The sequence below is a fragment of the Catellatospora sp. KI3 genome (assembly GCF_029948125.1).
Taxonomy (GTDB): domain Bacteria; phylum Actinomycetota; class Actinomycetes; order Mycobacteriales; family Micromonosporaceae; genus Catellatospora.
This window is the reverse complement of record NZ_JASAMB010000002.1, coordinates 166,886-182,962: the sequence shown is the minus strand read 5'-3', so window position 1 is coordinate 182,962 and position 16,077 is coordinate 166,886. Positions and strand designations below refer to the sequence as shown.

The window sequence follows — 16,077 nt, the reverse complement described above, 5'->3', positions numbered from 1 at the left end:
CGGGTCGGCCGGTGCGGCTGCTGCCGCACCGGCCATGAGCACTACTTACTTGGAGTAGAGCTCGACGATCAGCTGCTCCTGGACCTGGGTGTCGATCACCTGACGGGCCGGAAGCGAGTGGACCAGGACCTTGAACTGGCTGGGGATGACCTCCAGCCACGCCGGCACGCCGCGCGAGCCGGCCTCAGCCTGCGCCACGACGAACGGGGTGAGCTGGCGGGACTTGTCCCGCACCTCGACGATGTCGTGCTCGGTCACCCGGTACGACGGGATGTCGACCTTCTTGCCGTTGACCAGGAAGTGACCGTGCTTCACGACCTGACGGGCGTGGTCACGGGACTTGGCCAGGCCGGCCCGGTAGACGACGTTGTCCAGGCGCGACTCGAGGATCTGGAGCAGAACCTCACCGGTCTTGCCGGACTTGCGGTTGGCCTCTTCGTAGTAGCCGCGGAACTGCTTCTCCAGCACGCCGTAGATGCGGCGGGCCTTCTGCTTCTCACGAAGCTGCAGCAGGTACTCGGACTCCTTGGTGCGACCGCGGCCGTGCTGGCCGGGCGGGAAGGGGCGCGACTCGAACGGGCACTTCGGCCCATCGCACTTGCTGCCCTTGAGGAACAGCTTGACCTTCTCGCGACGGCAACGGCGGCAGTCTGCGCCGGTGTAACGAGCCATGTTTCTATATCTCCCTTAGACCCGGCGGCGCTTCGGCGGACGGCAACCGTTGTGCGGCTGCGGCGTGACGTCGGAGATCTGCCCGACCTCGAGACCGGCAGCGGTCAGCGAACGGATGGCGGTCTCACGACCGGAGCCCGGACCCTTGACGAACACGTCGACCTTGCGCATGCCGTGCTCCATCGCGCGGCGAGCGGCGGCCTCGGCGGCCAGCTGCGCGGCGAACGGGGTCGACTTGCGCGAGCCCTTGAAGCCGACCTGGCCGGCGGAGGCCCACGAGATCACAGCACCGGTCGGGTCCGTGATGGACACGATGGTGTTGTTGAACGTGCTCTTGATGTGCGCCTGCCCGTGGGAGACGTTCTTGCGTTCCTTGCGCCGGACCTTCTTTACAGCAGCCCCGGTGCGTGCCTTCGGTGGCATATCTTTATGCGCTCCTTCTAGATTCGGTTGCTACAGGCGCCCTGGATTACTTCTTGCCGGGCTTCTTCTTGCCGGCCACGGTGCGCTTCGGGCCCTTGCGGGTACGAGCGTTCGTGCGGGTGCGCTGCCCACGGACAGGCAGGCCCTTGCGGTGCCGGATGCCCTCGTAGCAACCGATCTCCACCTTGCGGCGGATGTCAGCGGCGACCTCGCGGCGCAGGTCGCCTTCAACCTTGAAGTTCGCTTCGATGTAGTCACGAAGCTGGACGACCTCTTCGTCAGTGAGGTCCTTCGCCCGCTTGTTCGGGTCGATGCCCGTGGCGGAGCACAGCTCCACCGAGCGGGTGCGGCCGATGCCGAAAATGTAGGTGAGCGCGATCTCTACCCGCTTCTCGCGGGGGAGATCGACGCCGACGAGACGTGCCATCTCTGGGCTGCTCCTCGTAAATCGCGGAGGTCTGCGCCCGATCCAACCCCCTCCTGCCCAGGAGGGGCCCCGGCCTCCGACCGGGGGTTGTTCCGCGCAGCTGTCCGACGAGTCGGAGCGTTCCCGCGGCTGGAACGAGCTATTGCTGGTGGTGCTGCAACTGCCTCAGCAGGCAGGGACTGGGATCAGCCCTGGCGCTGCTTGTGGCGCGGGTCGTCACAAATGATCATGACCCGGCCGTGCCGACGGATGACGCGGCACTTGTTGCAGATCTTCTTGACACTCGGCTTGACCTTCACGGCTCGCCTTTGCTGCTATTCCCACCCCGGGCGTCCCGGGGCAGGGAAAGACGGACACGGACTCACCCCGTGAGCCAGTGGTTACTTGTAGCGGTAGACGATCCGCCCGCGGGTGAGGTCGTACGGCGAGAGTTCGACGACGACTCGGTCCTCGGGCAGGATGCGAATGTAGTGCTGACGCATCTTGCCGCTGATGTGGGCCAAGACCTTGTGACCGTTTGCGAGCTCAACCCGGAACATTGCGTTCGGGAGCGGCTCGATAACTCGGCCCTCGATCTCGATGGCCCCGTCCTTCTTCGGCATGTCCTCCGCTACCTGACATAGGGTGAATGGGTCGGCCCACCTGGTCCATCACGACCGGGGATCCCGGCCGCGCCAGCCGCGGTTCCAACGGCTCCCGAAGCGCGGGAAGCACGAAGGAGTGGACGCGGTGCGCCGATTGGTCAGTCTACGCCCAGGTGGGCATCGATAACAAACCGCGGTGTCCCGACCCGCGGTCGGGTGTGTCGGATCTCATCCTCCCGCGGCGCCCCGGGGCCGTGGGTTGGTGCAGTTTCGGGGAAAGTGCGGGAATCTTGGCACTCAGTCGTGCACTTTCCCCGAAACTGCACCGCTCGGCGCCGTCGCGCCGGGCTGGCGCGCGGGGGTGAGCGCGGGGCGAGGGCGAGCGCGGGGCGGGGCGTGGGTGGGCGGGCGGGGCGGGGCCGGGGCCTCAGGCGGCGTGGGCGGTGAGGAGGTCGCCCAGGCGGTCGCGACCGCCGTCCTCGGCCGTCAGCACCCACACGCCGTCCTCGAACAGGCCGATCGAGTGCTCGACGTGGGCGGCGGCCGAGCCGTCGGTGGTGACCACGGTCCAGCCGTCCGACAGCTCAGCGGTGCGGGCCGAGCCCATCGTGATCATCGGCTCGATGGCCAGCGCCATGCCGGGGATCAGCTTCGGCCCGCGGCCGGGGCGGCCGTGGTTGTGGATGTGCGGCTCCTGGTGCATCTGGGTGCCGATGCCGTGCCCGCCGTAGCCCTTGACGATGCCGTACTTGCGGTGGGTCCCGGTGGCGCGCGCGTACGGCCCCCCGCCGTTGCGGATCGACGACTCGATCGCGTACGACACGTCGGTCAGCCGCCCCGTCCCGGCGCGCACCCCGCGCGCCGCCGCGGCGATGCCCGCCCACATCGAGTCCTCGGCCACCGCCGCCATCCGCAGCAGCTCGGGCCGGGTCTCGCCCACGCCGACGGTGATGGCGGCGTCGCCGTGCCAGCCGTTCAGGATCGCGCCGCAGTCGATCGAGATCAGGTCGCCCTCGGCCAGCACGTGCCGCGGACTCGGGATGGTGTGCACGACCTGCTCGTTCACCGAGGAGCAGATGGTGGCCGGGAAGCCGTGGTAGCCCTTGAACGACGGCACCGCGCCGTGCGACCGGATCACTTCCTCCGCGACGGCGTCCAGGTCGGCTGTGCTGATCCCGGGCTTGACCGCCTCACGGGTCGCCGCCAGCGCCGCCGCCACCACGAGCCCGGCGGCTCGCATCAGGCGCAGCTGCTCGGGAGTCTTGATCTCGATGTCCATGTGCTGCGGCCTTCGCCTTCCTGGTTGCCGTGCGCTCGCCGGGCCGGTGACCCTGCCTCGCCGTCTGGTACGCCTTGCCGTGCCTGTCGCCCTGCCGTGCCCGTTTCGCCTGGGCGGTCGAGCGACCGGAGGCCGGATGAGCCGCCTGCACGCGACAACGCCCGCGGGCACCGGGCCCGCGGGCGTTGAATCAAGCTGTGTTCCGGCGGGCGGTGAGCCCGCCGTCGGCGGGGATCACCCCCGCCAATGCTACGCGCTGAATGAGCGCAGCTCGTTGATGGCCCGCTCGGTGACGTCCTCCACCGGCCCGGTGGCGTCGATCCCGACGAGCTTGTTCTGGGCGCCGTAGTGGTCGACCAGCGGGGCGGTGTCGCGCGAGTAGACCTTGAGCCGCTCGGCGATGGTCTCCGCCTTGTCGTCGTCGCGCTGGTACAGCTCGCCGCCGCAGCGGTCGCAGACGCCCTCGTGCGACGACGGGTCGAACTCCACGTGCCAGATCTTCTTGCAGCCGTGGCAGGTGCGCCGGCCGGACAGGCGCCGGACCACCTCGTCGTTGTCGACGATCAGTTCCAGCACCAGGTCGAGCATCGCGCCGGTGTCAGCGAGGATCTTGTCCAGGGCCACGGCCTGCGGCACGGTGCGGGGGAAGCCGTCGAGCAGGAAGCCGTCGGCGGCGTCCGCCTCGGCCAGCCGACTGCGCACCATGTTGATGGTGACCTCGTCCGGGACCAGGCCGCCCGCGTCCATGTACCGCTTGGCCTCCAGGCCCAGCGGCGTGCCCTGCGAGACGTTGGCCCGGAAGATGTCGCCCGTCGAGATCTTCGGCACGGACAGGTGCGAGGCGATGAACTCCGCCTGCGTTCCCTTGCCCGCTCCCGGCGGACCCACCAGCACAAGCCTCATTACCGCACCTCACACACAAGGGCGAGCCGGTGGCGCGCGAACGCGCCACCGACCCGATGCGCCCGGATGATCATCGAAGGAATCCCTCGTAGCTTCGCTGCATCAGCTGGCTTTCGATCTGCTTGACCGTCTCCAGACCCACACCGACCATGATCAGCACCGCGGTGCCGCCGAAGGGGAAGTTCTGGTAGCTGGTCGCGTCCAGCCAGCGGAAGAACAGGTTCGGCAGGACGGCGATGATGCCGAGGTACAGCGCGCCGGGGAGGGTGATCCGGCTGAGGATGAAGTCGAGGTAGTCGGCGGTGGGCTTGCCCGGGCGGATACCCGGCACGAAGCCGCCGTACTTCTTCATGTTGTCCGCGATCTCGGTCGGGTTGAACGTGATCGAGACGTAGAAGTAGGTGAAGAAGATGATCAGGACGAAGTACAGCGCGATGTAGCTCCACGACGCCGGGCTCGCCAGGTAGCGGTCGACCCAGGTGTAGAAGGCGCTCGGGTTGTTCTTGTCCATGAACTGCAGCACCAGCGTCGGCAGGTAGAGCAGCGACGACGCGAAGATGACCGGGATGACACCCGCCTGGTTGACCTTCAGCGGGATGTACGTCGAGGTGCCGCCGTACATGCGCCGGCCGACCATGCGCTTGGCGTACTGCACCGGGATGCGGCGCTGCGCCTGCTCGATGTACACCACGAGCGCGATTACCACGACCACCAGGCCCAGCACGCCGAGGAAGGCGGGCCAGCCCTTCGACTTGACGAGGGTCCAGCCCTCGCTGGGGAGGCGGGCGGCGATCGAGGTGAAGATCAGGACGGACATGCCGTTGCCGACGCCGCGGTCGGTGATGAGCTCGCCCAGCCACATGACCACACCGGTGCCGGCGGTCATGGTGACCACCAGAGCCGTCAGGGTGGCCCACTCGGGCAGCGAGGTCTGCGGCACGATCGGCCACTGGTCGCAGGCGCCCTGGAACAGCTGGCCGGACTTGGCCAGCGCCACGAAGGCCGAGGACTGCAGCACCGCCAGACCCAGGGTCAGGTAGCGGGTGTACTGCGTGATCTTCGCCTGGCCGGACTGGCCCTCCTTGCGCAGCGCCTCGAGCCGCGGGATGACCACGGTGAGCAGCTGCAGGATGATCGACGCGGTGATGTACGGCATGATGCCGAGCGCGAAGACCGACAGGGACAGCAGTGCGCCGCCGGAGAAGAGGTTGAGCAGCGTGAAGACCCCGTTGTCGGCACCGGCTTCCATCGCCGTGATGCACTTCTGCACGTTCCCGTAGGAGACACCGGGGCTGGGCAGCGTGGCACCAAGTCGGTAGATCGCGATGATCCCGAGTGTGAATAGGATCTTCTTGCGCAGGTCAGGCGTCTTGAACGCACTGACGAAAGCGGAGAGCAACTTCATCCTCCTGCGCGCGGCACCGGGGGCCGGTGGGCTGATTAAGGGGCGGAACGGGTCTTTCAAGTTGTGGTATTGGCCGTTCGTCTACGGGCGGCCGCAACCGTGCCACGCGCATTCTACGCGTAGCTGGGATCGGACTCTAACAGTCCCAACCCTCAATGGTCAGGTCTGCGCCGCACATATCTGTGCCAGGCTACGACCTGCCCGTGCCAGCGTAGGCCCCCGCAGGCGGAATGCCCACCGGAAGAGGCCCATAGGCGAGCGTGGCGCCCGACCGCCGAAGCAGTCGGGCGCCACGTCCAACCCTGTCGTCCTACAGCTCCGTCGCGGAGCCGCCGGCGGCAGCGATCTTCTCCTTGGCGGAGGCGCTGAACGCGTGCGCCTTCACCTCGAGCTTCACGCCGCCCAGCTCACCGGTGCCCAGGACCTTGATCGGCTGACCCTTGCGGACCGCACCGGCCTCGGCCATCTCCAGCGGGCCGACCTGGCCGCCGTTGGGGAACAGCTCGGCGAGCCGGTCCAGGTTGACGACCTGGAACACGACCTTGAACTTGTTGCGGAAGCCCTTCAGCTTCGGCAGTCGCATGTGAATGGGCATCTGCCCACCCTCGAACGACGGCTTCACCTGGTAGCGGGCCTTCGTACCCTTGGTACCACGACCGGCGGTCTTGCCCTTGGAGCCCTCACCGCGACCCACGCGGGTCTTGGCGGTCTTGGACCCGGGCGCCGGGCGGAGGTGGTGAATCTTGATCGTCATTACTCGACCTCCTCGACCTTCACGAGGTGGTTGACGGCGAAGATCATGCCCCGAATCTCGGGACGGTCCTCTTTCACCACCACGTCGTTGATCCGCTTGAGCCCGAGCGAACGCAGCGACTCGCGCTGGTTGCGCTTGCACCCGATCTCAGACCGCAGCTGGGTGACCTTCAAACGTGCCATCGTTACGCACCCGCTCCCGCACGCGCGGCCAGCAGCGCGGCCGGCGCGACGTCCTCGACCGGCAGCCCGCGGCGAGCCGCGATGGCCTCCGGGGACTCCAGCATCTTGAGCGCGGCCACGGTCGCGTGCACGATGTTGATCGGGTTCGAGGAGCCGAGGCTCTTCGACAGCACGTCGTGGATGCCCACGCACTCGAGCACGGCGCGCACCGGACCACCGGCGATGACGCCGGTACCGGCGCTGGCCGGCTTCAGCAGCACCACACCGGCAGCCGCCTCACCCTGCACCGGGTGCGGGATGGTGCTGCCGATCCGGGGAACCCGGAAGAAGTGCTTCTTGGCCTCCTCGACACCCTTGGCGATAGCCGCGGGCACCTCCTTGGCCTTGCCGTAGCCGACGCCGACGTTGCCCTCGCCGTCACCGACGATGACCAGCGCGGTGAAGCTGAAGCGCCGACCGCCCTTGACGACCTTGGCCACGCGGTTGATCGTGACGACCCGCTCGAGGTGCGGGGTCTTCTCGACCGGGGCGTTGCCGCGGCCCTCGCCGCGACCGCGACGCTCGCCGCGACCGCGACCCTCGCCGCCGCCCTCAGTGTTACCGGAACCCGTGCCCCGGCGCTGTGGTCCTGGCATTATCCCAGCCACCTTTCCTAGAACTCGAGTCCGGCACCGCGAGCGGCGTCCGCCAGAGCCGCGATGCGGCCCCCGTAGCGGTTGCCACCGCGGTCGAAGACGACCTTGGTGATGCCGGCGGCCTTGGCCCGGTCGGCGATGAGCGCACCAACCTTGCCGGCGATGGCGCTCTTGTCGCCCTCGCCGCCACGGATGGACGCGTCCATGCTCGAAGCCGACGCCACGGTGTGACCCTTGGTGTCGTCCACGATCTGGACCCAGATGTGGCGCAGGCTACGGGTGACGACCAGGCGGGGACGCTCGGCCGTGCCGTTGAGGTTCCGGCGGATGCGGAAGTGGCGACGCGCCTTTCCGACGGCGCGCTTGGCACCGACACCGTTACGGCGCTTGAGCAGCGTGGCGCTCACTTCTTACCTGCCTTTCCAGCCTTACCGGCCTTACGACGGATGACCTCGCCCTGGTACTTGACGCCCTTGCCCTTGTACGGCTCCGGCGGACGGATCTTCCGGATGTTGGCCGCGACCTCACCGACAAGCTGCTTGTCGATGCCGGAGATGTGGAACAGCGTCGGCCGCTCCACCGCGAAGGTGATGCCCTCCGGCGGGTTGACGATCACGGGGTGCGAGAACCCGAGCGCGAACTCGAGGTCGGCGCCCTTGGCCGTGACGCGGTAACCCGTGCCGTTGATCTCCAGGCTCTTCTTGTAGCCCTCGGTGACGCCGACGATCATGTTGGCGACGAGGGTACGGGAGAGGCCGTGCAGCTCCTTGGCGCGGCGCTCGTCGTTCGGGCGGGTGACGAGCAGCTCGCCGCTCTCACCGCGCTCCGCGACGATCGGCTCGCTCAGCGTGTGCTCGAGCGTGCCCTTAGGGCCCTTGACCTTGACGGTCTGGCCGGTGATGGTGATCTCGACGCCGGAAGGCACCGGGATCGGCTTACGTCCGATTCGCGACATTGCAGACCTTCCTCACCAGACGTAGGCGAGGACTTCCCCACCCACCCCGCGCTTACGGGCCTGCCGGTCGGTGAGCAGCCCCTGAGACGTCGAAATGATCGCCACACCCAGGCCACCCAGCACTCGGGGCAGCTCCGGAGACTTGGCGTAAACCCGCAGGCCGGGCTTGGAGACTCGCCGGATGCCGGCCAGACTCCGCTCCCGGTTCGGGCCGAACTTCAGGTCGACGGTCAGGCTCTTGCCGACGGCGCCCTCAGTGGGCTCCTCCACGATCCAGTTGGCGATGTAACCCTCGGCCTTGAGGACCTCGGCGATGCTCGCCTTGATCTTCGAGTAGGGCATCGTCACCTTGTCGTGGTACGCCTGGTTGGCGTTGCGCAGACGCGTGAGCATGTCTGCAATCGGGTCGGTCATCGTCATTGTTTATCAGCCTTTCTCGCCGCGGTTCCCAGGTCAGTGCCGGGCCTACGGCGAAGGGGAAGCCTTGGATTTACCAGGAAGCCTTGGACACGCCGGGAAGCTCACCGCGGTGGGCCATCTCCCGAACACAGACACGGCAGAGCCCGAACTTGCGGTAGACGGCCTTCGGCCGGCCGCACTTCTGGCACCGGGTGTATGCGCGCACCGCGAACTTCGGCTTGGCCGCAGCCTTGATGATCAGCGCCTTCTTGGCCATGCTCAGTTCTCCTTGAACGGGAAGCCCAGGAGCTTGAGCAGCGCCCGGCCCTCATCGTCGGTCTTGGCAGTGGTCACCAGCGTGATGTCCATGCCGCGGACCGCGTCGATCCGGTCCTGGTCGATCTCGTGGAAAACCGACTGCTCGGTCAGACCGAAGGTGTAGTTGCCGTGCCCGTCGAGCTTGCGCCCGTCGAGACCGCGGAAGTCGCGGATACGGGGCAGCGCGATCGACAGCAGCCGGTCGAGGAACTCCCACATCCGGTCACCGCGCAGCGTCACCTTGACACCGATCGGCATACCCTCACGCAGCTTGAACTGCGCGATGGACTTGGTCGCCCGGCGGATCTGCGGCTTCTGGCCGGTGATCGCGGTGATGTCCTTGACGGCACCGTCGATCTTCTTCGAGTCACGGGCCGCCTCGCCGACGCCCATGTTGACCACGATCTTCACGAGGCCCGGCACCTGCATCGGGTTCGCGAAGCCGAACTGCTCGCGCAGCTGGCCGGCGATCTCGGCGCGGTACCGCTCCTTCAGACGCGGCATGCTCTTGGTCTCGGTCGCCGTCGACATCACAGCTCCTTGCCCGTACGACGCGAGATCCGGACCTTCACGCCGCTCTCGTCAACCTTGTAACCGACGCGGACGGGCTTGCCGTCCTCGAGCAGCATGACGTTGGAGACGTGGATAGCCGCCTCCTGGGTCACGATGCCGCCGGTCTTGGCACCACGCTGGGTGGTGCGGATCTTCTCGTGCTTGGTGATCCGGTTAACGCCTTCGACCAGGATCTTCTCGGTCCGGGGGTAGGCCGCGAGGACCGTACCCTCCTTGCCCTTGTCCTTGCCGGCGATGACCTTGACCTTGTCGCCCTTCTTGACCTTCATGGTCACAACACCTCCGGGGCAAGGCTGATGATCTTCATGAAGCGCTTGTCACGCAGCTCGCGGCCCACCGGGCCGAAGATGCGGGTTCCGCGCGGGTCGCCACCGTCCTTGATGATGACGGCGGCGTTCTCGTCGAACCGGATGTACGAGCCGTCCGGACGACGCCGCTCCTTGACGGTGCGGACGACGACCGCCTTGACGACGTCGCCCTTCTTCACACCGGCACCGGGGATGGCGTCCTTGACGGTGGCCACGATGACGTCGCCGATGCTCGCGTAGCGCCGACCCGAACCACCGAGAACGCGGATGCAGAGAATCTCCCGGGCACCCGTGTTGTCGGCGACTCGCAGTCGCGACTCCTGCTGGATCACGTCAACTCCTGTATGTCTGCCGGTTCTCCGCCCGTTCGGGGTCGAACGGGCGGAGCCTGGCGGAACTCGAACCTTCGGGGGCGCCCCGCGGGACGCCCCGTCCAGCTATCTGATCTTCGGCCGCTAGGCGGCCGGCGAACCTGCCGGAGGCAGGGTCACTTGGCCTTCTCGAGGATCTCCACCACGCGCCACCGCTTGGTGGCGGACAGCGGGCGGGTCTCCATGAGCAGCACCCGGTCGCCGATGCCGCACGCGTTCTGCTCGTCGTGCGCCTTCAGCTTCGCGGTACGGCGGAGAACCTTGCCGTACAGCGAGTGCTTGACCCGGTCCTCGACCGCCACGACGACGGTCTTGTCCATCTTGTCGCTGACGACCAGGCCCTCACGAACCTTACGCCGGTTGCGCTCGACAGCGCTCTCGTTGGTCTCGCTCATGTTCGTTACGCCACCTCAGTAGGCGCGGCCGAGAGCCCCAGCTCACGCTCGCGCATGATCGTGTAGATCCGGGCGATCTCCCGACGCACCACGTCCAGCCGACGGTTGTTGTCGAGCTGGCCGGTCGCGCCCTGCACGCGGAGGTTGAACAGCTCCGCCTTGGCCTCGCGCAGCTTGGTGACCAACTCCTCGCCGGAGAACTCTCGCAGCTCACCAGCCTTGGTGCCCGCCATCAGGACTCACCCACTTCGCGCTTCACGATTCGGCACTTCATCGGGAGCTTGTGGATCGCGCGGCGCATGGCCTCACGAGCAGTCTCCTCGTTCGGGAACGCCATCTCGAAGAGAATGCGCCCCGGCTTGACGTTCGCCACCCACCACTCGGGCGAGCCCTTACCGGAACCCATGCGGGTCTCAGCGGGCTTCTTGGTCAGGGCCTGGTCCGGGAAGACCGTGATCCAGACCTTGCCACCACGCTTGATGTGGCGGGTCATGGCGATACGTGCCGACTCGATCTGCCGGTTGGTGACGTACGCCGGCTCGAGCGCCTGAATGCCGAACTCGCCGAACACCACCCGGTTGCCGCCCTTGCTCCGACCGGAACGGTCGGGGTGATGCGGCTTGCGGAAGCCATTCGGAGGCTTACGCGGCATCAGCATTGGTTCAGCCCTCCTGCTCAACCGCCACGGCCGGAGCCGCGTCGGCGTTGTCCTTGGTGAGCTCCGCGGCGGCCGCACGGCCGGCCTCGGTACCCGCGGCAGTCGTGCCGGTCGCACCCGAACGGCCGCGGCGCGGACGCTCGGACCGCTCCCCGCCCCGCTCCTGGCGACGCGGGCGACCCGCGGACTCCGCCGGGGTCTCGCGACCCGGCACAGCGTCACCCTTGTAGATCCACACCTTCACGCCGATGCGGCCGAAGGTGGTACGCGCCTCGAAGAAGCCGTACTCGATGTTGGCGCGCAGCGTGTGCAGCGGCACCCGACCCTCGCGGTAGAACTCCGTGCGGCTCATCTCCGCGCCGCCGAGACGGCCGGAGACCTGCACGCGGATGCCCTTGACCATCGGGTTCTTCATCGCCGACTGGATCGCCTTGCGCATCGCCCGGCGGAACGCCACGCGGCCCGTGAGCTGCTCGGCGATGCCCTGCGACACCAGCTGCGCGTCCGACTCGGGGTTCTTCACCTCGAGGATGTTCAGCTGGACCTGCTTCTGGGTGAGCTTCTCCAGCTCGCCCCGCAGGCGGTCGGCCTCGGCGCCCTTGCGGCCGATGACGATGCCCGGCCGGGCGGTGTGGATGTCGATGCGCACCTTGTCACGGGTCCGCTCGATCTCGACCTTGCTGATGCCGGCGCGCTCCAGGCCCTTGGCCATCATGCGACGGATCTTGACGTCCTCGCCGATGTAGTCCTTGTAGAGCTTGTCGGCGTACCAGCGGGACTTCCAGTCGGTCGAGATGCCGAGCCGGAACCCAATCGGGTGAACCTTCTGACCCATTAGTTGGTCTCCTCCTGCTCGGCAACCGGGGCGTCGACGGCCTTCTTGGCCTTGGTGGCCTTCGTCGCCTTGGCCGGCGCGGCCTCGGCCGCCTCAGCCTTGGCCGGCGTCGCCTTCGCGGCGGCGGTGGCCTTGCGGGCCGGAGTCTTCGGCGCGACGGCCTCCACCTCGATGGTGATGTGGCACGTGCGCTTGCGGATCCGGTACGCCCGGCCCTGCGCCCGCGGCCGGAACCGCTTCAGCGTCGGGCCCTCGTCGACGTACGCCGCGCTGACCAGCAGCGCGTCCGGGTCGAGGCGCTCGTTGTTCTCGGCGTTCGCGATGGCGCTCGCCAGCACCTTGTAGACCGGCTCGCTCGCGGCCTGCGGCGCGAACTGCAGCACCGTCAGTGCCTCCTTCGCGGGCAGACCGCGAACGAGGTTGACCACACGGCGCGCCTTGGTGGCGGACAGGCGCACGTGGCGGGCGACCGCACGGGCGCCCGGCGCGGCCTGCGCGTCATTCGTTGGCATCGTGTTTCCCCTTGTTCCTTATGCGGTCCGCCGTCAGCGACGGCGGCTCTTCCGGTCGTCCTTCTCGTGACCCTTGAACGTGCGGGTCAGCGCGAACTCGCCGAGCTTGTGCCCGACCATCGCCTCCGACACGAAGACCGGGATGTGCTTGCGGCCGTCGTGCACGGCGATGGTGTGACCCAGCATGTCCGGCACGATGGTCGAGCGGCGCGACCAGGTCTTGATGACGTTCTTGGTGCCCTTCTCGTTCTGCGCTTCCACCTTCTTGAGCAGGTGGTCGTCGATGAACGGGCCCTTCTTAAGGCTGCGAGGCATGTGTCAGTCTCCCTTACCCGCGCTTGCGGTTCGCGTAGCGGCGGCGGACGATCAGCTTGTCGCTGGCCTGACCCTTCTTACGGGTACGGCCCTCGGGCTTACCCTGCGGGTTGACCGGGTGGCGACCGCCGGAGGTCTTGCCCTCACCACCACCGTGCGGGTGGTCGACCGGGTTCATGGCGACACCGCGGACGGTCGGGCGCTTGCCCTTCCACCGCATACGGCCGGCCTTGCCCCAGTTGATGTTCGACTGCTCGGCGTTGCCGATCTCGCCGATGGTGGCCCGGCAGCGCACGTCCACCTTGCGGATCTCGCCCGAGGGCATACGCAGCGTGGCGTAGTCCTCCTCGCGACCCAGCAGCTGGATGCCGACACCGGCCGAGCGGGCCATCTTGGCCCCGCCGCCCGGACGCAGCTCCACGCAGTGGATGGTGGTACCGACCGGGATGTTGCGCAGCGGCAGGTTGTTGCCCGGCTTGATGTCCGCGCCCGGACCCGACTCGATCGGGTCGCCCTGCTTCATGTCCTTCGGCGCGATGATGTAGCGCTTCTCGCCGTCGACGTAGTGCAGCAGCGCGATGCGCGCGGTGCGGTTGGGGTCGTACTCGATGTGCGCGACCTTCGCCGGCACGCCGTCCTTGTCCACCCGCTTGAAGTCGATCAGACGGTACTGACGCTTGTGGCCGCCACCCTGGTGCCGAGTGGTGATCCGGCCGTGCGCGTTGCGCCCGCCCTTCTTCGGCAGCGGAACGAGCAGCGACTTCTCCGGCGTCGACCGGGTGATCTCGGTGAAGTCGGCGACGCTGGAGCCACGGCGACCGGGCGTCGTCGGCTTGTACTTACGGATACCCATTGTCTTCTATAACCCTTCAGCTCACCGGTCCGCCGAAGGCTTCGATGCGGTCGCCGTCGGCGAGCTTCACCATCGCGCGCTTCGTAGCCTTGCGCTGACCCCAGCCGGTGCGGGTGCGCTTGCGCTTGCCCTCGCGGTTGAGCGTGTTCACGGTCAGCACCCGAACGTTGAAGATCTGCTGAATAGCGATCTTGATTTCGGTCTTGTTCGCGTCCGGGTGCACCAGGAAGGTGTACCAGTTGCGGTTGAGCTCGCCGTAGCTCTTCTCGGAGACCACCGGGGCGACGATGATGTCGCGCGGGTCGGCAATCGTCGTCACTTGGAACCCTCCTCTGCGGGCACGCCCAGGAACTCCTCGAGCGCGTCGGTGGTGAAGACCACCGCGTCGCTGTTGAGGACGTCATAGGTGTTCAGCTGGCCGGCCTCGAGCAGGTGCACCTGCGGCAGGTTGCGCAGGCTCACCCAGTTGACCTCGTCCTCGGCACCCAGCACGACGAGCACCTTGCGGGCCTCGCCGGCAGTCGCCTTGACCGTGGCCAGGGCGGCCTTGGTCGACGGGGTCTCGCCGTCGACGAACGCCGACACCACGTACACGAGGCCGTTGCGGGCCCGGTCCGACAGGGCACCGCGCAGCGCGGCGGCCTTCATCTTCTTCGGGGTCCGCTGGCTGTAGTCACGCGGCACGGGACCGTGCACGACGCCACCACCGGCGAACTGAGGCGCGCGGATCGAGCCCTGACGGGCGCGACCGGTGCCCTTCTGCTTGTACGGCTTCTTGCCGCCACCGGCGACCTCGCCGCGGCTCTTCGCCTTGTGCGTGCCCTGGCGCGCGGCGGCCAGCTGGGCCACCACGACCTGGTGCATCAGGGCGATGTTCGCCTGCACGTCGAAGACGTCGGCGGGCAGCTCGACCGAGCCGCTCTTGGCGCCCGCAGCGCTGATCACGTCAACCGTGCTCACTTCGCGGCACCACCCTTCTTCTTCAGCTTCGCGGCGGTACGCACGAGGATCAGCGCACCCTTCGGGCCCGGAATGGCGCCCCGCACGAGCAGCAGGTTGTTCTCGGTGTCCACCGCGTGCACGGTGAGGCCCTGCGCCGTGTAGCGCACGCCACCCATGCGACCCGCCATGCGGACGCCCTTGAACACGCGGCCCGGCGTGGCGCAGGCGCCGATCGAGCCGGGCGAGCGGTGCTTGCGCTCGACACCGTGGCTGGCCTTGAGGCCGTGGAAGCCGTGCCGCTTCATGACGCCGGCGAAGCCCTTGCCCTTGGTCTTGCCCGTGACGTCGATGGCCTGACCGGCCGCGAACGTGTCCACGGTGACTTCCTGACCGAGCTCGTACTCACCGGCGTCGGTGGTGCGGAGCTCGACGATGTGGCGGCGCGGCGCGACGTTCGCCTTGGCGAAGTGCCCGGCCTTCGGCTGGCTCACCTTGCGCGGGTTGATCGCGCCATAGGCCAGCTGGACGGCGGAGTAGCCGTCCTTGTCCGCGGTGCGGACCTGCGTGACGACGCACGGGCCGGCCTGAACCACAGTTACCGGGACTACCTTGTTGTTGTCCCAGACCTGGGTCATGCCGAGCTTGGCGCCCAGGATGCCCTTAACTTGCCTGTCCATCAGTGACCGGTCCCTACAGCTTGATCTCGATGTCGACGCCAGCCGGCAGATCGAGTCGCATGAGCGAGTCGACCGTCTTCGGGGTCGGGTCGATGATGTCGATCAGACGCTTGTGCGTGCGCATCTCGAAGTGCTCGCGCGAGTCCTTGTACTTGTGCGGCGAACGGATCACGCAGAAACGGTTGATCTCCGTGGGCAGTGGCACCGGGCCAGCAACCTGCGCCCCGGTGCGGGTCACCGTCTCGACGATCTTCCGCGCCGAGGAATCGACGACCTCGTGGTCGTAGGCCTTGAGCCGGATGCGGATCTTCTGTCCCGCCATGGTGGCTTCTGTTCCTTCTCTGATTGCGATCCCCGCCGGCGCAGTCTGCCGACGCACCGACCTTCTCCGACCCCCGCGGTCGGGCGTGTCGCGCGCTGACCCAGACTTTCGCCCTGGTGGGGGCTTTTCGCTTGGCTCAACGGGCATCACGCCCGATCACAGGAGCTTCCCGCCAGAGTCCCGCGCTCTCGACCCGAGGTCGTGATCCCGGATCGATGTCTGCGTTCCTCTGACGCCGCGCGACGCGGTGCACCCACACGAGGTGACCGCTCGCAACGCAACCTGTTCATTATGCCGTACCAGGTACGCCATTGTGAAATCAGGGTGCCAGGCCTCACTAAAACGGGCCCGACCTGCGTGTACAGAGAACACGGATGTCC

At 67.5% G+C, this 16,077-nt stretch carries 29 protein-coding genes; all 29 read right to left on the bottom strand.

Features of this window, described 5'->3' with window-relative positions:
• Positions 1 to 45 precede the first annotated feature (45 nt).
• The 29 genes from rpsD to rpsJ all read right to left on the bottom strand — a co-directional run bounded on the left by rpsD (position 46) and on the right by rpsJ (position 15,697).
• On the bottom strand, positions 46 to 672 hold the full coding sequence (gene rpsD / locus QEZ54_RS04745; RefSeq protein WP_217395172.1) for a 30S ribosomal protein S4: 627 nt from the start codon (positions 670 to 672) through the stop codon (positions 46 to 48).
• A 15-nt stretch (positions 673 to 687) separates the two neighbouring features.
• Complete coding sequence (rpsK, locus tag QEZ54_RS04740; protein WP_212827702.1) at positions 688 to 1,095, bottom strand: 30S ribosomal protein S11; 408 nt, start codon at positions 1,093 to 1,095, stop codon at positions 688 to 690.
• Between the two features lie 46 nt (positions 1,096 to 1,141).
• Positions 1,142 to 1,522 (bottom strand): 30S ribosomal protein S13, encoded by a 381-nt coding sequence (gene rpsM / locus QEZ54_RS04735; protein WP_217395173.1) that lies wholly within the window; start codon positions 1,520 to 1,522, stop codon positions 1,142 to 1,144.
• 185 nt (positions 1,523 to 1,707) lie between these two features.
• A complete protein-coding gene (gene rpmJ, locus QEZ54_RS04730) occupies positions 1,708 to 1,821 on the bottom strand; it encodes a 50S ribosomal protein L36 (protein ID WP_020520458.1) in 114 nt (37 codons plus the stop codon).
• A gap of 81 nt (positions 1,822 to 1,902) precedes the next feature.
• Positions 1,903 to 2,124, bottom strand: coding sequence for a translation initiation factor IF-1 (gene infA / locus QEZ54_RS04725; RefSeq protein WP_007073013.1), 222 nt, complete (start codon positions 2,122 to 2,124; stop codon positions 1,903 to 1,905).
• Between the two features lie 409 nt (positions 2,125 to 2,533).
• Positions 2,534 to 3,385, bottom strand: a complete 852-nt coding sequence (map, locus tag QEZ54_RS04720) for a type I methionyl aminopeptidase (protein WP_281303214.1) — start codon at positions 3,383 to 3,385, stop codon at positions 2,534 to 2,536.
• Between the two features lie 249 nt (positions 3,386 to 3,634).
• Entirely contained in the window at positions 3,635 to 4,288 is a 654-nt protein-coding gene (locus QEZ54_RS04715; RefSeq protein ID WP_281303213.1) for an adenylate kinase, read from the bottom strand.
• Positions 4,289 to 4,358: 70 nt separating this feature from the next.
• Complete coding sequence (secY, locus tag QEZ54_RS04710) at positions 4,359 to 5,687, bottom strand: preprotein translocase subunit SecY (protein WP_281303212.1); 1,329 nt, start codon at positions 5,685 to 5,687, stop codon at positions 4,359 to 4,361.
• 316 nt (positions 5,688 to 6,003) lie between these two features.
• Positions 6,004 to 6,447, bottom strand: a complete 444-nt coding sequence (gene rplO / locus QEZ54_RS04705) for a 50S ribosomal protein L15 (RefSeq protein WP_281303211.1) — start codon at positions 6,445 to 6,447, stop codon at positions 6,004 to 6,006.
• Complete coding sequence (gene rpmD / locus QEZ54_RS04700) at positions 6,447 to 6,629, bottom strand: 50S ribosomal protein L30 (RefSeq protein ID WP_212827711.1); 183 nt, start codon at positions 6,627 to 6,629, stop codon at positions 6,447 to 6,449. Before rpmD ends, rplO begins: the two co-directional genes overlap by 1 nt.
• A 2-nt stretch (positions 6,630 to 6,631) precedes the next feature.
• Positions 6,632 to 7,264: a 30S ribosomal protein S5 gene (rpsE, locus tag QEZ54_RS04695; RefSeq protein WP_281303210.1), complete on the bottom strand. Its 633-nt coding sequence runs from the start codon at positions 7,262 to 7,264 to the stop codon at positions 6,632 to 6,634.
• Between the two features lie 17 nt (positions 7,265 to 7,281).
• On the bottom strand, positions 7,282 to 7,659 hold the full coding sequence (gene rplR / locus QEZ54_RS04690; protein WP_348650516.1) for a 50S ribosomal protein L18: 378 nt from the start codon (positions 7,657 to 7,659) through the stop codon (positions 7,282 to 7,284).
• A gap of 8 nt (positions 7,660 to 7,667) precedes the next feature.
• Positions 7,668 to 8,219 carry a 50S ribosomal protein L6 gene (gene rplF, locus QEZ54_RS04685; RefSeq protein WP_281303208.1) on the bottom strand — a complete coding sequence of 184 codons (552 nt, stop codon included), beginning with the start codon at positions 8,217 to 8,219 and terminating at the stop codon, positions 7,668 to 7,670.
• Between the two features lie 12 nt (positions 8,220 to 8,231).
• A complete protein-coding gene (gene rpsH / locus QEZ54_RS04680) occupies positions 8,232 to 8,639 on the bottom strand; it encodes a 30S ribosomal protein S8 (protein ID WP_217395180.1) in 408 nt (135 codons plus the stop codon).
• A gap of 70 nt (positions 8,640 to 8,709) precedes the next feature.
• Positions 8,710 to 8,895, bottom strand: coding sequence for a type Z 30S ribosomal protein S14 (locus QEZ54_RS04675; RefSeq protein ID WP_155374087.1), 186 nt, complete (start codon positions 8,893 to 8,895; stop codon positions 8,710 to 8,712).
• Between the two features lie 2 nt (positions 8,896 to 8,897).
• On the bottom strand, positions 8,898 to 9,467 hold the full coding sequence (gene rplE / locus QEZ54_RS04670; RefSeq protein ID WP_217395181.1) for a 50S ribosomal protein L5: 570 nt from the start codon (positions 9,465 to 9,467) through the stop codon (positions 8,898 to 8,900).
• Complete coding sequence (gene rplX, locus QEZ54_RS04665; protein WP_281303207.1) at positions 9,467 to 9,784, bottom strand: 50S ribosomal protein L24; 318 nt, start codon at positions 9,782 to 9,784, stop codon at positions 9,467 to 9,469. The genes rplE and rplX overlap by 1 nt, the downstream gene beginning before the upstream one ends.
• A complete protein-coding gene (rplN, locus tag QEZ54_RS04660; RefSeq protein WP_203741712.1) occupies positions 9,781 to 10,149 on the bottom strand; it encodes a 50S ribosomal protein L14 in 369 nt (122 codons plus the stop codon). Before rplN ends, rplX begins: the two co-directional genes overlap by 4 nt.
• 155 nt (positions 10,150 to 10,304) lie before the next feature.
• On the bottom strand, positions 10,305 to 10,583 hold the full coding sequence (gene rpsQ / locus QEZ54_RS04655) for a 30S ribosomal protein S17 (RefSeq protein ID WP_281303206.1): 279 nt from the start codon (positions 10,581 to 10,583) through the stop codon (positions 10,305 to 10,307).
• Positions 10,584 to 10,588: 5 nt separating this feature from the next.
• Positions 10,589 to 10,819, bottom strand: a complete 231-nt coding sequence (gene rpmC, locus QEZ54_RS04650; protein WP_281303544.1) for a 50S ribosomal protein L29 — start codon at positions 10,817 to 10,819, stop codon at positions 10,589 to 10,591.
• The gene (gene rplP, locus QEZ54_RS04645) at positions 10,816 to 11,241 is read right to left on the bottom strand and encodes a 50S ribosomal protein L16 (protein WP_212827724.1); all 426 of its coding nucleotides are present in this window, start codon (positions 11,239 to 11,241) and stop codon (positions 10,816 to 10,818) included. Before rplP ends, rpmC begins: the two co-directional genes overlap by 4 nt.
• Before the next feature lie 4 nt (positions 11,242 to 11,245).
• A complete protein-coding gene (gene rpsC, locus QEZ54_RS04640) occupies positions 11,246 to 12,076 on the bottom strand; it encodes a 30S ribosomal protein S3 (RefSeq protein ID WP_281303205.1) in 831 nt (276 codons plus the stop codon).
• Entirely contained in the window at positions 12,076 to 12,588 is a 513-nt protein-coding gene (rplV, locus tag QEZ54_RS04635; RefSeq protein ID WP_281303204.1) for a 50S ribosomal protein L22, read from the bottom strand. Before rplV ends, rpsC begins: the two co-directional genes overlap by 1 nt.
• A 33-nt stretch (positions 12,589 to 12,621) precedes the next feature.
• The gene (gene rpsS, locus QEZ54_RS04630; RefSeq protein WP_212827730.1) at positions 12,622 to 12,903 is read right to left on the bottom strand and encodes a 30S ribosomal protein S19; all 282 of its coding nucleotides are present in this window, start codon (positions 12,901 to 12,903) and stop codon (positions 12,622 to 12,624) included.
• Between the two features lie 13 nt (positions 12,904 to 12,916).
• Positions 12,917 to 13,756, bottom strand: a complete 840-nt coding sequence (gene rplB, locus QEZ54_RS04625; protein WP_281303203.1) for a 50S ribosomal protein L2 — start codon at positions 13,754 to 13,756, stop codon at positions 12,917 to 12,919.
• Between the two features lie 16 nt (positions 13,757 to 13,772).
• Positions 13,773 to 14,075 carry a 50S ribosomal protein L23 gene (gene rplW / locus QEZ54_RS04620; RefSeq protein WP_212827732.1) on the bottom strand — a complete coding sequence of 101 codons (303 nt, stop codon included), beginning with the start codon at positions 14,073 to 14,075 and terminating at the stop codon, positions 13,773 to 13,775.
• Positions 14,072 to 14,716 (bottom strand): 50S ribosomal protein L4, encoded by a 645-nt coding sequence (gene rplD / locus QEZ54_RS04615; protein WP_281303202.1) that lies wholly within the window; start codon positions 14,714 to 14,716, stop codon positions 14,072 to 14,074. The genes rplW and rplD overlap by 4 nt, the downstream gene beginning before the upstream one ends.
• A complete protein-coding gene (gene rplC / locus QEZ54_RS04610; protein WP_281303201.1) occupies positions 14,713 to 15,375 on the bottom strand; it encodes a 50S ribosomal protein L3 in 663 nt (220 codons plus the stop codon). Before rplC ends, rplD begins: the two co-directional genes overlap by 4 nt.
• A gap of 13 nt (positions 15,376 to 15,388) precedes the next feature.
• The gene (gene rpsJ, locus QEZ54_RS04605) at positions 15,389 to 15,697 is read right to left on the bottom strand and encodes a 30S ribosomal protein S10 (RefSeq protein ID WP_007073037.1); all 309 of its coding nucleotides are present in this window, start codon (positions 15,695 to 15,697) and stop codon (positions 15,389 to 15,391) included.
• Between the last annotated feature and the right edge of the window lie 380 nt (positions 15,698 to 16,077).

Bases quoted from the DNA above. Each gene is read 5' to 3' on its own strand.
- rpsD (WP_217395172.1), bottom strand. From the start codon at position 672: ATGGCTCGTTACACCGGCGCAGACTGCCGCCGTTGCCGTCGCGAGAAG.
- rpsK (WP_212827702.1), bottom strand. From the start codon at position 1,095: ATGCCACCGAAGGCACGCACCGGGGCTGCTGTAAAGAAGGTCCGGCGC.
- rpsM (WP_217395173.1), bottom strand. From the start codon at position 1,522: ATGGCACGTCTCGTCGGCGTCGATCTCCCCCGCGAGAAGCGGGTAGAG.
- infA (WP_007073013.1), bottom strand. From the start codon at position 2,124: ATGCCGAAGAAGGACGGGGCCATCGAGATCGAGGGCCGAGTTATCGAG.
- map (WP_281303214.1), bottom strand. From the start codon at position 3,385: ATGGACATCGAGATCAAGACTCCCGAGCAGCTGCGCCTGATGCGAGCC.
- QEZ54_RS04715 (WP_281303213.1), bottom strand. From the start codon at position 4,288: ATGAGGCTTGTGCTGGTGGGTCCGCCGGGAGCGGGCAAGGGAACGCAG.
- rplO (WP_281303211.1), bottom strand. From the start codon at position 6,447: ATGACGATCAAGATTCACCACCTCCGCCCGGCGCCCGGGTCCAAGACC.
- rpmD (WP_212827711.1), bottom strand. From the start codon at position 6,629: ATGGCACGTTTGAAGGTCACCCAGCTGCGGTCTGAGATCGGGTGCAAG.
- rpsE (WP_281303210.1), bottom strand. From the start codon at position 7,264: ATGCCAGGACCACAGCGCCGGGGCACGGGTTCCGGTAACACTGAGGGC.
- rplF (WP_281303208.1), bottom strand. From the start codon at position 8,219: ATGTCGCGAATCGGACGTAAGCCGATCCCGGTGCCTTCCGGCGTCGAG.
- rpsH (WP_217395180.1), bottom strand. From the start codon at position 8,639: ATGACGATGACCGACCCGATTGCAGACATGCTCACGCGTCTGCGCAAC.
- QEZ54_RS04675 (WP_155374087.1), bottom strand. From the start codon at position 8,895: ATGGCCAAGAAGGCGCTGATCATCAAGGCTGCGGCCAAGCCGAAGTTC.
- rplE (WP_217395181.1), bottom strand. From the start codon at position 9,467: ATGTCGACGGCGACCGAGACCAAGAGCATGCCGCGTCTGAAGGAGCGG.
- rpsQ (WP_281303206.1), bottom strand. From the start codon at position 10,583: ATGAGCGAGACCAACGAGAGCGCTGTCGAGCGCAACCGGCGTAAGGTT.
- rplP (WP_212827724.1), bottom strand. From the start codon at position 11,241: ATGCTGATGCCGCGTAAGCCTCCGAATGGCTTCCGCAAGCCGCATCAC.
- rpsC (WP_281303205.1), bottom strand. From the start codon at position 12,076: ATGGGTCAGAAGGTTCACCCGATTGGGTTCCGGCTCGGCATCTCGACC.
- rplV (WP_281303204.1), bottom strand. From the start codon at position 12,588: ATGCCAACGAATGACGCGCAGGCCGCGCCGGGCGCCCGTGCGGTCGCC.
- rpsS (WP_212827730.1), bottom strand. From the start codon at position 12,903: ATGCCTCGCAGCCTTAAGAAGGGCCCGTTCATCGACGACCACCTGCTC.
- rplB (WP_281303203.1), bottom strand. From the start codon at position 13,756: ATGGGTATCCGTAAGTACAAGCCGACGACGCCCGGTCGCCGTGGCTCC.
- rplC (WP_281303201.1), bottom strand. From the start codon at position 15,375: ATGGACAGGCAAGTTAAGGGCATCCTGGGCGCCAAGCTCGGCATGACC.
- rpsJ (WP_007073037.1), bottom strand. From the start codon at position 15,697: ATGGCGGGACAGAAGATCCGCATCCGGCTCAAGGCCTACGACCACGAG.